The sequence below is a fragment of the Pseudomonas sp. E141 genome, assembly GCF_052659885.1.
Genome location: NZ_CP084024.1, coordinates 4,860,593 through 4,873,610, shown reverse-complemented (window position 1 = coordinate 4,873,610; position 13,018 = coordinate 4,860,593). Strand labels below are relative to the sequence as shown.

Here is a 13,018-nt window from a genome sequence, read left to right as displayed (position 1 = left end):
ATGAAATTAGCCATTGTGACGGCCTGCCCGAACGGCATGGTCACCAGTGTGTTGTGCGCCCGCCTGCTGGACGCGGCAGCCCAGCGCCAGGGTTGGAGCACCAGCGTGGAAGTCCATGACGCGGCCCATCCGGAGCGCCAGTTATCGGCGGCGACCCTGGAAGCGGCCGAGTGGGTGTTGCTGGTAGCCAGCGGCCCGGTGGATATGTCGCGGTTCGTCGGCAAACGTCTGTTCCGCAGCACCCCGGCCCAGGCCCTGCAGGATGTCGATTCGGTGCTGCGTCGCGGCGCCGAAGAGGCCAAGGTTTTTGTCGAGTCGGATGTGCTGGAAGAGGCACCTGCGGTTTCGGCTGAGCGGGCTCCTCGTCTGGTCGCCATCACTGCTTGCCCAACCGGCGTGGCCCATACCTTCATGGCCGCCGAGGCGTTGCAGCAGGCAGCGAAGAAGCTCGGTTACGACTTGCAAGTGGAAACCCAGGGCTCGGTGGGCGCCCGCAATCCGTTGAGCCCCGAGGCCATCGCCGAGGCCGACGTGGTGCTGCTGGCCACCGACATCGAAGTCGCCACCGAGCGTTTTGCCGGCAAGAAAATTTATCGCTGCGGCACCGGCATTGCCTTGAAGCAGGCCGAAGCCACGCTGAACAAGGCGCTTGCCGAAGGCCGCCAGGAAAGCGCGTCGGGCGGTGCCAGCGCTGCGGCAAAATCGGAGAAGACCGGCGTCTATAAGCACCTGCTGACCGGCGTGTCGTTCATGTTGCCGATGGTGGTGGCCGGTGGTCTGTTGATCGCCTTGTCGTTCGTGTTTGGCATTACCGCATTCAAGGAACCCGGCACGCTGGCGGCGGCGCTGATGCAGATCGGCGGCGACACCGCGTTCAAACTGATGGTGCCGTTGCTGGCCGGCTACATCGCCTATTCCATCGCCGACCGTCCGGGCCTGGCGCCCGGCATGATCGGCGGGATGCTGGCAAGTACCTTGGGCGCGGGGTTCATCGGCGGGATCATCGCCGGTTTCCTGGCCGGTTACGCGGCCAAGGCGATCAACCGCTACGCGCGCCTGCCCCAGAGCCTGGAAGCGCTCAAGCCGATCCTGATCATCCCGCTGCTGGCGAGCCTGTTTACTGGTCTGGTGATGATCTACATCGTCGGCAAACCGGTGGCGGGCATGCTGGATGGCCTGACCCATTTCCTCGACAGCATGGGCACCACCAACGCGATTCTGTTGGGTGTTTTGCTGGGGGCGATGATGTGTGTCGACCTTGGCGGGCCGATCAACAAGGCCGCCTATGCGTTTTCCGTGGGACTGCTGGCGTCGCAAAGTTATGCACCGATGGCGGCTGCCATGGCCGCTGGCATGGTGCCGCCGATTGGCCTGGGCATCGCAACCTTTATCGCCCGTCGCAAGTTTGCCCAGACCGAACGCGAGGCCGGTAAAGCGGCGCTGGTGCTGGGGCTGTGCTTCATCTCCGAAGGGGCGATTCCGTTCGCCGCCAAGGACCCGTTGCGGGTGATCCCGGCCAGCATCGCCGGCGGCGCACTGACCGGTGCGCTGTCGATGTACTTCGGCTGCAAACTGATGGCGCCTCACGGTGGCCTGTTCGTGATGCTGATCCCCAACGCCATCAACCATGCGTTGTTGTATTTGCTGGCGATCGTGGCGGGGAGTCTGCTGACGGCGGTGTCCTATGCGCTGCTCAAGCGGCCGGAAGTGGTGGAGATGGCGTTGGAGCCGGCCAAGGCCTGATCACTTAAGTTTGAACAATGAAAATTCCCTGTGGGAGCGAGCCTGCTCGCGATAGCGGTGTATCAGTCGACAATGGGTTGCCTGATCCTCTGCAATCGCGAGCAGGCTCGCTCCCACAGTGGTTTTGGGGTGTTCACAAGATCCCTGTCACGCCTGATTAACACTGCCATGCTTAAGTTTCCCCATTTGGGGGAAACACCATGAGCGAATTTGACCTGGGCCGTCGCCGTGTGATGCAAGCCGTGGGTGCGGGGTTGTTGTTGCCGGGGCTGGCGCCGGCGGTGATTGCCTCAGTCAAGGATCGCCCGGTGCTCACCGACGGCGTGCAGTCTGGCGATTTGCAGGGCGACCGGGCGATGATCTGGAGCCGCTGCGACCGCCCGGCGCGGATGGTGGTGGAATGGGACACCCGCAGCCAGTTGCCCAACCCGCGGCGTTTTGTCTCGCCACTGGTCGACAGCCGCAGCGATTTTACCGCTCGGGTCGAGCTCACCGGGCTGCCGCCTGACCAGGCAATTTTCTACCGCGTGCATTTTGAAGACGCCCAGACCGGCGTCGCCAGTGAACCCTGGCTCGGTCACCTGCGCAGCGTGCCGCAGTTCAAGCGCAACATCCGGTTTGTCTGGAGCGGCGACACCGTCGGCCAAGGCTTCGGGATCAATCCCGACATCGGCGGCATGCGCATCTACGAAGCCATGCGTTTGCGCCTGCCGGATTTTTTTATCCACAGCGGCGACACCATCTACGCGGACGGTCCGGTGCCGGCGCAGATCGCCACCGAAGGCGGGCGCATCTGGCGCAACCTCACCACTGAAGCCAAGAGCAAGGTCGCCGAGACTCTGGACGAGTATCGTGGCAACTACCGCTACAACCTGATGGACGAGAACGTGCGCCGCTTCAACGCCGAAGTGCCGCAGATCTGGCAATGGGACGATCATGAGGTGGTCAACAACTGGTCGCCGGGCAAGCAACTGGATGAACGCTACCAGACCAAGGATATCCACAGTCTTGTGGGCCGTGCGCGGCAGGCCTGGCTGGAATACGCCCCCATGCGCTTGCAGAAGGCCGACGGCGGCGGGCGGATCTACCGCAAGCTCGCTTACGGGCCGATGCTGGATGTGTTCGTGCTGGACATGCGCAGCTACCGCGAAGCCAACGACGCCAACCTCGGCGGGGCCAAACCCTTTCTCGGTCGCGAGCAGTTGGACTGGCTCAAGGGCGAACTGAAGCAGTCCCGTGCCCAGTGGAAAGTCATTGCTGCCGACATGCCCATCGGCCTGGGTGTGCCCGACGGCGAAGTCAGCCCCGGCGTGTCGCGTTGGGAAGCGGTCGCCAACGGTGATCCGGGGCCGGCCCAGGGCCGTGAACTGGAGATCGCCGAGTTGCTCGGCTACCTACGCAAACATCAGGTGCGCAACTACGTCTGGCTCACCGCTGACGTGCACTATTGCGCCGCCCACCATTACCACCCGGAACAGGCCGCGTTCCAGGATTTCGAACCCTTCTGGGAATTTGTCGCCGGACCGTTGAATGCCGGCAGCTTCGGGCCCAATCCTCTGGACAAGACGTTCGGTCCCGAAGTGGTGTTCCAGAAAGCCCCCCCGGCGCAGAACACGTCGCCGTTTGCCGGATACCAGTTCTTTGGCGAGGTGAACATCGACGGCCAGAGCGGGGAGATGAGCGTGGTGTTGCGGGATCTGGAGGGCGTGGCAGTGTTCGAGAAGAAATTGCAGCCGGTCTGAGTTTCAAGTACGCCACCAATCAATGTGGGAGCGAGCCTGCTCGCGATGCGCTGTGTCAGTCGACAAAAGTGCCGTCTGATACTCCGCCATCGCGAGCAGGCTCGCTCCCACAGAGGGCAGTGTTTTAGCGGGTGGCTTGTCAGTAGACATCCCGCCGGTACCGGCCCTGTTCGATCAAGCGCTCCACTGCCGCGGCGCCGAGCACGTCGTTGAGCACCTGATCCACGCCCGACGCCATGCCCTGCAAGCTGCCGCAGACATAGATCGCCGCACCGTCGGCCAGCCATTGCTTGAGCAGGGCCGAGGATTCGCGCAGGCGGTCCTGGACGTAGATTTTCTGTTCCTGATCCCGAGAAAACGCCAGGTCCAGGCGTTCCAGATCGCCGGATGTCACCCATTCCTGTAACTCATCACGGCAGTGGAAATCATGCTCGCGCTGGCGCTCGCCGAACAGCAGCCAGTTGCGCTGCATGCCCTCGGCCACCCGCGCTTTGAGCAGGCTGCGCAGGCCGGCCAGACCGGTGCCGTTACCCAGCAATATCATGGGCACGCCTTGAGGCGGCAGATGGAAGCCGCTGTTACGGCGTACCCGCAGGCTGATGGCGCTGCCCAGCGGCGCATGTTCGGTGAGCCAACCGGAGCCGATACCCAGGTTGCCGTCGGCGTGACGTTCCTGGCGCACAATCAGCTCCAGCAGGCCATCGGCGGGAATCGAAGCGATGGAATATTCGCGCAGTGCCAGTGGCGCCAGGGCATCCACCAGGGCCTGGGCATGCATGCCCACCAGATGGGCGCGATTTTCCGGCAGTTGGCGGTTGGCCAGGGCCTGATCGAGGCGCTGGGGCAAGCCATCGACCTGCACGCGAGCAACGCCGGCGATGCCCAGGCCCTCCAGGAAATGGTCGATGGCCGACAGGTCATTGCGCGGCAGGATTTCCACCAGGTCACCGGCCAGCCAACTGCTCGGGCCGGGCGCGGTGAGGCCCAACAGATACACGCCTGAGCCGCTGCTCTCGGGGTTGAGCAAGGTACGCTGGTGCAGGGTCCAGTTCTCGAAACTGGGCGCCTGCCACGTGTCCAGCGGAGCCTGGCCGGTCAGTTCGGCCAATTGCTGTTGCCAGTGACGCAAGGCGTAAGGGTCGCCACTGTCGACTTCCACCGGAGCGAACAGGGTCTTGCCGCCGTGCTCCGACAGCCAGGTGTGCAGGCGTCGGGCGAAGCCGCAGAAGTTTTCGTATTGCCGATCGCCCAGGCCCAGCACCGAATACTGCAGGCGCTCCAGGCTCATGGCCCGACCCAACACGTTGCGCTCGAAACCCCGGGCGCTGTCCGGTCCTTCGCCGTCGCCAAAGGTGCTGACGACGAACAAGGCGTGGCTGCAGTTGCTCAGCTCCTGCTCGCTGACACCGGCCAGCGGCTGGACTTTCACCGGCAAACCGGCAGCCTGGAGCTGGCCGGCGGTCTGCCAGGCCAGTTGCTCGGCGAAACCGCTCTGGCTGGCGAACCCGATCAGCCAGGCGGGCGCATCGCTACGGTTGCCACCCAGCTCCTGGCGGGCATTCTTGATTTGGCGCTTCTTGCGGCGACGGTCCAGGTACAGCAACCAGCCGGTGATGAAGAACAGCGGCATGGTCAGCGCGGCGACCGTCACCAGGATCCGCCCGATCAGGCCGAAATAGCTGCCGATATGCAAGGCATAGACGCTGGTCAGCAACTGCGCCTTGAGGCTCTTGTCGCTGTAGCGGCTGTGACCACTGATGACACCGGTGGCGGGGTCGAGGATGAGCTGGTTCAGCGCCCGGTCATGAGGCGAGTTTTTCAGCAGGTAGAACACCGTTGCCGGTTGCCCGGCCACCGGCGGCATGCGCACGTTGTAGGCGATCAGGCCAGGGCCCGCGGCGCTGTAGATGCTGCTCCACATGGCCCGATAATCGGCCACCGGCGGCGGGCCGCTCGGCGCTGGGCCGCGGTTGCGCACCCGTTCTTCTTCGGGGGAATCGGAGAGCAGGTGGGTCACGCCTTTGTTGTACCAATCGTAGGACCAGGTCAGGCCGGTCAGGGCCGCCAGCAAATAGAACGCCAGGCACCAGGTGCCCGCCACCGAGTGCAGGTCCCAGTTGAAGCTGCGGCCTTTTTTCGCCCAGTCGAGGGTCAGCCAGGCACGCCAGCTTTTCCATTGGCGTGGCCAGCGCAGGTACAGCCCGGACAGGCAGAAAAACACCAGGATAAGCGTGCAGGCACCGGTAATCTGTCGACCCACATCCTCCAAGGCCAGGACGCGATGCAGCCTGAGTATCAGAGCGAAGAGATCCTGGCCCACCACATCGCCCATGAATTGTGCGTTGTACGGGTTGAAATAGCGCATGGGTCCGCGCTTTTCCCCAGGCGGGGCGGCGAAAATTGCCCGTGCGGCGTGCCCGCTGTCGGTCTCGACCCAAAGCATGGCGACGGTTTTACCGGAAGCGGCCTCGATCTGTTGCACCAGCTCGGCAGGCGGCAGGACCCCTTCCGGTTGTTTCGGGACCATCAACACCTGGGGATTCAACGCCCGCAGGATTTCGTCCTGAAACGACACCGCGGCACCGGTAATGCCCATAAACGCCAGGACCAGCCCGGCGCTGATGCCGAAAAACCAGTGCAACTGGAACAGGGTTTTCTTAAACACGTCACTCGCCTTTCAGTCATTGCTGTTCATCATGGCGCGCATGTTATCGAGAACCATTCATAAACACACATAAAAGCCACATGATTCAGACAAGCCTGAAGTCAATAGCATTGCACTGATGGGCGCGTTTCGCGCTATTGCAAAAAAGCCCGTGACACAGTCACGGGCTTTCGGGTCCAGCGACCAGCGAATTACACGTAGAACGACTTCAGCGGCGGGAAGCCATTGAATTCCACCGCGCTGTAGCTGGTGGTGTAGGCACCGGTCGACAGCCAGTACAGACGGTCACCGATGGCCAGGTTCAGCGGCAAACCGTACTTGTAGTTTTCGTACATGATGTCGGCGCTGTCGCAAGTAGGGCCGGCGATGACCACTTCTTCCATCTCGCCTTTCTTCTCGGTCCAGATCGGGAACTTGATGGCTTCGTCCATGGTTTCGATCAGGCCGGAGAACTTGCCCACGTCCGTGTACACCCAGCGCTCGACGGCGGTACGGGATTTACGGGCCACCAGCACCACTTCGCTGACCAGGATGCCGGCGTTGGCGATCAGCGAACGGCCCGGCTCCAGGATGATCTCCGGCAGTTCGTCGCCGAAGTCTTCCTTGAGGAAACGGATGATTTCCTCGGCGTAGGTTTCCAGGCTGTTGGTGCGGGTGATGTAGTTGGCTGGGAAGCCACCGCCCATGTTGATCAGCTTCAACACGATGCCGTCTTCTTCTTTCAAGCGCTCGAAGATGACCTTGACCTTGGCAATGGCCGCGTCCCAGACGCTGATGTCACGCTGTTGCGAACCGACGTGGAAGGAAATGCCGTACGGCACCAGGCCCAGGTCGCGGGCCAGGATCAGCAGGTCCATGGCCATGTCGGTCTGGCAGCCGAACTTGCGCGACAGCGGCCAGTCAGCGGTGGTCGAGCCTTCGGTGAGAATGCGTACATAGACTTTCGAGCCCGGCGCGGCCTTGGCGATGTTGCGCAGGTCGGCTTCGGAGTCGGTGGCATACAGGCGCACGCCCTTCTCGTAGAAGTAGCGGATGTCCCGGGATTTCTTGATGGTGTTGCCGTAGCTGATCTGATCCGGGCCTACGCCACGGCTCATGACTTTATCCAGCTCATAGATCGAAGCGATGTCGAAGTTCGAGCCTTTATCCTTCAGCAGGTCGATGATTTCCACTGCCGGGTTGGCCTTGACGGCGTAATAGACCTTGGCGAATTCGAAACCTGCGCGCAGGTCATCGTAGGCCTGGGAGATCATCGCGGTGTCGATCACCACGAACGGGGTTTCCTGCTTGTCGGCGAACGCCTTCATTTTCTGAAAGGTCTCGCGCGCGAAATAATCTTCGACCTGGATCGACATACTTGGGACTCCTACTGGCAAACATCAGGATCAATGGGTGTAAGGGCAAGCAGCCCTCGTGAACGTCCTCCGTATCCCCACTTTGGTTCGCCTACTTCCCAAGGCATGTCGCCGAAAGCAAAAAGGCCACGGGATGCTTGATTCCCTTGGCCTTGCTGTCTCGTCGTCAGTACTTGAGCCGGATGGATCGTTTCCAGCATGGACGTTCGGCGCGAACTTTAGGGCGTGAGGGGCCTGAGATCAACAAAAAATGTCGCGTTTTTGCACTCATTCGTCGTGCGGCCCGCGACAGCTCCTGATGTAACCGACCTGTGTGACAGTCAGATGTTCCTCGGCAATGCGACACAGGCCTCCAGGCTGGCCATTTGCACATGGCAGCTTGGAAGGGCGTTTCATGGCAGATCATTTGTTGACTGATTGGCGGCCGGTTATGAGGAAATCGTTTAAACAGATCTAAAAAACTGTAAGTGTCGACAGTGGGCGCGACGAAGCGATCATCGAATACTCAAGACTCCAGTTGTACTCGCCGCTGAATAAAACCGGTGTTGGGTTTATGCCGGGAACGCAGGTTATTAGGCGGGATTGCATAACTGATTGAGCTGAGCGATGAAAAGCTCTAGGAGAGAGTCATGCGCAAGCGTCGGGTCATACGGATATTAAACATTTCTTTGTTTCTCGGTTTTGTATCGGGCTCCAGCCTGTTGCAGGCAAGCCCTGGCACCGATACGGCCAAATTGATGGAGTACTGGTATCGATTGACCGCACGGGATTGTGGAAGTGGCAGGTTGGCGTCTGATTGCTCTGGCTTGATACTTCGAGGGATCGCCAGTAAACAGAGTTATTTGCCGTGGGATCCCAGTCCGTTATCGCAGAGCCTGGAAGCGGGGGGCACCGGTATAGCGGCCGGAGGTACATCGGTTTCATATTTAAGAAAAGATGTTGAGTACAATGGGCTGGGTATGCTCAGGTTCAATGGCTTTGCCTTGGTGCCCAATGATTTTGTGAATGAAAAGACGCAATTCAAAATCAAAGTATTGTGTGCCTTTCCTATTGATTCCTGGACGAATTATCGAAACAACAGCGGCTGCGGCGATTATCAGGAGAGCGGGAACTCCTTCGGCGTTGTCGAGGACTATTGCCAGAAGCTGGGCATCAGCAATGCCAAGGCGTGGATGGAGCACTATGACCGTCAAACCCGAGACCCTGAAGCCACGAAAGCGCACAAGTTTCAATGCGGCTTTGATACCACGAGAGACTACTTCGGTACCTACAACAAGGCTGATGCATTCAATACGTTTGTCGAAGCACGAAAAATTTTGGCCAATGATCCTGAGGAAAAGGACGATGCGATCCATACCCAGTCGGAGCTGCGAATTGAAACCTGGCCACCTAATAAATACTGGAAAAGGGACTGGGGCAGTCAGGCACGGGTGAAGTTTGATGCGCCTGTCGCCAGTGACAGCGACTCAGCAAAAGCCACGTACCTGGAGCTCCCTATCGCTGCTTTTATTTATGAGAGTGGTATTGATTACATTGACAGAACTACAAAGACTTTTACGTCTCGTGAGTTTGCTCGAGATGATCAGCGCCGATGGGTAGAGCAAGACAATACGTGGAAGCCGATCATAAAAATACAATTTCCGAACTCGATCGCTGAGGACGCGAAATTTGCTTACTATCCCGCCGATCAGCATGTTCAACCCCCGGTGGATAGTCGTTCCTGCGATAACTACATAGAAAAGATCGAGTGGGATAACAATTATGTAGAACCCGTATTGGGAAAAATTTCATCGCTTAAGGTCACGCCCACGGCCTGCGGAAGAAAAGCCGGCGTAGGGAAAACCAATGTCGTGCTGGCCGAGCTGGCGATCAAGGCTGCTGCCCTTGATCCGAATCGCAAGGACTGGAATTTCGATAACATGGGCAGCAGCATGCGCCGTCAGTTGGCCTGCCATCTTGATTCCCCCGATATCGCCGAGAATAAACCTACGTGGAGCCTTGAGCCCGCTCGTCCCTATGTGGCCCACGATGTGATTATTAAATTGCCGGGTGATAACCGGTGTAATCCTCATTGAAAGGGTCAGATCAGCCTGCTGACCCGACCGGGATACTCAAGACGACGAACATGGCAACTCTCACGCTAAAAAAATCAGCAAAGCTGTTGATTCTACTGGGCAGTCTTTGTGTTTTGCCGCTGTCCTTTAGCGAAGCGCTCGTGGCCACGAGCGTGCAATCAGGAGAAGCAACCGCAGCCGCCTTGACCCGCAACTACTACGACACCGCGGTCAACTGTGGCGCTGCCACGGCACCGGCTTTTTTATGCACGGGTGTCGTGGCACGCACAACCAACGCAGGAAACTTCGATCCTTGGGACCATAGCGAATTTTCCAGGACCAGCGGCGCGGTTTCATTTTCCTACCTGAGGGCCGACGCCAAGTTCGGTGGTGCGCCATGGGGCAACAACGAAGCCCGGCATGGCTATATTTTTTATCCCACCCTCCGGGCTCCGCAGGGAAAAATAAGGCCCTCGATCATCTGCTATTTTCCCTACGATGGCGCGACGATCTATCGCAGCAAACCGGGCGCCCGCGGTTGCCGTGACAGCATTACTCAGTTCGTCTATCCCCTGAGTAAACCCTGTAATGAACAGAATATTTTCACTGCCAGGGCCTGGCTGACCCATTTTCGAAGGGTCAGTTACGGAAATCCTGCCAGTTGCGCGTGGATGCTCAACGATGCGTTGAATGAGCAAGCCGTGGCTAACTTCAATGCGGGATTGCAAGTCAGAAAACTTGTTGAGCTTGAGGCAGGGGGCGCCGATTTCAATTTCAAGAATCACAACGAGCTTCGCATCGAAGCCTGGCCAGAAAAAAATCCGGCTGCGCTGCCCATCCAGGCGTTTTTCTGGATCACCGGCTCAAACGATCTGGAAGCCTCCCGAATCGACCAAAAAAAATATCATGAGCGCACCAACGGTCTTTTTATCCCCATCGTTCGCGTCACATTGCCTCCCAGCCCACAAGGTCATTTCAGTTTCCAATATGTGAGTGCGGACCAAGCGATCTCCCCGGTTATCCCGATGCCCGCTTTTGCTGCACCCACCATTCCCAAGGCTTACAGCACAGTCTCTGGCGACCGTCTGAACACTAAGGATATCTATAGAGATGAGTACCTCATCGTGCAATTGCCCACCGAAGCAATTGCCGCCTCCGATATCTTGAGCGTTCGGTGGGGAGGCCGCGTGCCATACAGCAGTCCGCCGGTCGCATACGGCGAGCTTCCCGCGAACAAACAGGTGCTGATTCCCCGCACTGAGGTCGTCGATAGCATCGGGCTCACCGTACCGGTGAGCTACACCATCAAGAAAAGCGGTGCCGGTGAAACCCTGGAGTCTGGGGTGCGGTTTCTGACCATCGATCCCCAGGCGCTGGTGCTTCCTGCACCCAGTTATGCCTCGGGGACAGTCACGGTCAACTCTCCAGCTCCGTCGGGCTCGACCCTGCGCGTACGTGTCGTGGGGGAAACCCTCCTTGATACGGCCCATCAGCTGGTTACGGCCGGTAAGCCCAACTCTTTCGTTCTTGACCCGACCTGGGTCTCGAAACACAAGGGAAAAACGGTACTGATCAATTATTCGGTGTTTACCAAACTCAGCCCGCAGTGGTTGTTTTCCCAAGTGCTCCGGGTCCAGCTATAAACGTCAGGCCAACGCTGTCTCGGCTGGCGAAACAATACTGGTCTTACCCCCACGGGACTTGCCAGAGCTCAGGTACTCGGCAATCGATTCCTGGGTCACCTCCCCGAGGAATACCCGCTCGGCATCCATCACCGGCAGCCACGAACGGTTGAACTCGTACATGCGCGACAACAGGATCCGCAGGTGTTCGTCGTACGCCGCTGTGGCGTTGAATTCGCTCAGGTACTGCGAGCAGGCGCCGGTCTGACGGTGTAAGTCGCGGCGTCGTACAAAGCCCAGGGCCTTGTTCTCGGCGCAGGTCACCACCAGGTAGCGACGGTCATGTTCGTCCATCAACTCCAGCGCCTCGGCCACCGGTGTCTCGGGGCTGACCGATGGCGCATTGTCCGCCGCGTCTTCAGCGCGGACCAGCAACAAGCGCTTGAGCGTGCTGTCCTGGCCGACAAAGTTGCTGACGAACTCGTCGGCAGGATGCGCCAGCAGCGTGTCGGGGTGATCGAACTGGATCAGCTTGCCGGCGCGGAAGATCGCAATCTTGTCGCCCAGCTTGATGGCTTCGTCGATGTCGTGGCTGACTATGATCACGGTCTTGTTCAGCGCCCGTTGCATCTCGAAGAACTCGTTCTGGATCATCTCACGGTTGATCGGGTCCACTGCTCCGAAGGGTTCGTCCATCAGCAGCAGTGGCGCATCGGCCGCCAGTGCGCGGATCACGCCGATCCGTTGCTGCTGGCCACCCGACAGTTCACGGGGGTAGCGATTCAGGTACTGCTTGGGTTCGAGCTTGATCATGCTCATCAATTCGCGGGCGCGGTCGTGGCATTTCTGCTTGTCCCAGCCCAGCAGGCGCGGGACCACAGTGATGTTTTCCTCGATGGTCATGTTCGGGAACAGGCCGATCTGCTGGATCACATAGCCGATGTTGCGGCGCAGGGTCACTTCGTCCAGGCCGGTGGTGTCTTCGCCGTTGATCAGGACCTTGCCCGAAGTGGGCGCGATCAGGCGGTTGATCATCTTCAGCGTGGTGCTTTTGCCACAGCCCGATGGCCCGAGGAACACGCAGATCTCGCCTTCGTTGACGGTCAGGCTCACCGAGTCCACGGCCTTGACGTCCTTGCCGTTGCTTTTGAAGGTTTTGCTGAGGTTTTGAAGTTCGATCATTTGAGGAGTCCTTTTGGAGTCAGCGAACGTTGCAGCCATTGCAGAAGCAGGTCGGCGAAGATGGCCAGGAGACTGACCAGCACGGCGCCGACGATCAGCATCGACATGTCGCTGCGGCTGATGGAAGCGAGGATGAGTACGCCCAGGCCACCGGCACCGATGGTGGCGGCGATGGTCATGACACCGATGTTCATGACCACGGCGGTGCGCACGCCGGCCAGGATCACCGGTACGGCGATGGGCAGCTCGACCATGCGCAGGCGCTGGCCGAAGGTCATGCCGATGCCACGGGCGGCTTCGCGGATGCCCGGTTCCACGCCGGTCAGGGCCAGGTAGGTGTTGCGCATGATCGGTAGCAGGGAATAGAGGAACACCGCGGTGATCGCCGGCATCGGCCCCAGGCCTTGGCCGAACGTGGAATAGACCGGCAGCAGCAGGCCGAACAAGGCGATCGACGGAATGGTCAGCAGTACCGTGGCGCTGGCCTGCAATGGGCCGGCGAGGGCCGGAAAGCGGGTCATGAAAATGCCCAGCGGCACGCCGACCACGATCGCCAGGGTCACGGCGATGCCCACCAGGGTGATGTGCTGCAAGGTCAGGTGCAGCACCAGCGGCCAGTCCAGATGGGAAAAGGCGTCAAGAAAATCCATGGCTT

The 13,018-nt window shown here is 59.7% G+C and carries 8 protein-coding genes; 4 read left to right on the top strand and 4 right to left on the bottom strand.

The window, feature by feature from the left end; all coding sequences use genetic code 11:
• Together GKKCFE_RS21780 and GKKCFE_RS21775 are read left to right on the top strand one after the other, a co-directional pair.
• Window positions 1-1,743, top strand: a complete 1,743-nt coding sequence (locus GKKCFE_RS21780; protein ID WP_445577075.1) for a PTS fructose-like transporter subunit IIB — start codon at window positions 1-3, stop codon at window positions 1,741-1,743.
• Window positions 1,744-1,943: 200 nt separating this feature from the next.
• Window positions 1,944-3,485 carry an alkaline phosphatase D family protein gene (locus GKKCFE_RS21775; protein WP_445577074.1) on the top strand — a complete coding sequence of 514 codons (1,542 nt, stop codon included), beginning with the start codon at window positions 1,944-1,946 and terminating at the stop codon, window positions 3,483-3,485.
• Between the two features lie 139 nt (window positions 3,486-3,624).
• On the opposite strand, the gene GKKCFE_RS21770 is transcribed toward GKKCFE_RS21775, so the two are convergent.
• Both GKKCFE_RS21770 and GKKCFE_RS21765 read right to left on the bottom strand, forming a co-directional pair.
• Window positions 3,625-6,150 (bottom strand): PepSY domain-containing protein, encoded by a 2,526-nt coding sequence (locus tag GKKCFE_RS21770; protein ID WP_445577073.1) that lies wholly within the window; start codon window positions 6,148-6,150, stop codon window positions 3,625-3,627.
• A 191-nt stretch (window positions 6,151-6,341) separates the two neighbouring features.
• Window positions 6,342-7,505: a type III PLP-dependent enzyme gene (locus tag GKKCFE_RS21765; RefSeq protein ID WP_047229038.1), complete on the bottom strand. Its 1,164-nt coding sequence runs from the start codon at window positions 7,503-7,505 to the stop codon at window positions 6,342-6,344.
• 629 nt (window positions 7,506-8,134) lie between these two features.
• On the opposite strand from GKKCFE_RS21765, the gene GKKCFE_RS21760 reads away from it, so the two are divergent.
• Together GKKCFE_RS21760 and GKKCFE_RS21755 are read left to right on the top strand one after the other, a co-directional pair.
• Complete coding sequence (locus GKKCFE_RS21760) at window positions 8,135-9,580, top strand: DUF2599 domain-containing protein (protein ID WP_445577072.1); 1,446 nt, start codon at window positions 8,135-8,137, stop codon at window positions 9,578-9,580.
• A 50-nt stretch (window positions 9,581-9,630) separates the two neighbouring features.
• On the top strand, window positions 9,631-11,202 hold the full coding sequence (locus tag GKKCFE_RS21755) for a hypothetical protein (protein WP_445577071.1): 1,572 nt from the start codon (window positions 9,631-9,633) through the stop codon (window positions 11,200-11,202).
• 3 nt (window positions 11,203-11,205) lie between these two features.
• On the opposite strand, the gene GKKCFE_RS21750 is transcribed toward GKKCFE_RS21755, so the two are convergent.
• Together GKKCFE_RS21750 and GKKCFE_RS21745 are read right to left on the bottom strand one after the other, a co-directional pair.
• Window positions 11,206-12,363, bottom strand: coding sequence for an osmoprotectant ABC transporter ATP-binding protein OsmV (locus tag GKKCFE_RS21750; protein WP_445577070.1), 1,158 nt, complete (start codon window positions 12,361-12,363; stop codon window positions 11,206-11,208).
• Window positions 12,360-13,013: an ABC transporter permease gene (locus tag GKKCFE_RS21745; RefSeq protein WP_139049130.1), complete on the bottom strand. Its 654-nt coding sequence runs from the start codon at window positions 13,011-13,013 to the stop codon at window positions 12,360-12,362. Before GKKCFE_RS21745 ends, GKKCFE_RS21750 begins: the two co-directional genes overlap by 4 nt.
• Window positions 13,014-13,018: the final 5 nt, after the last annotated feature.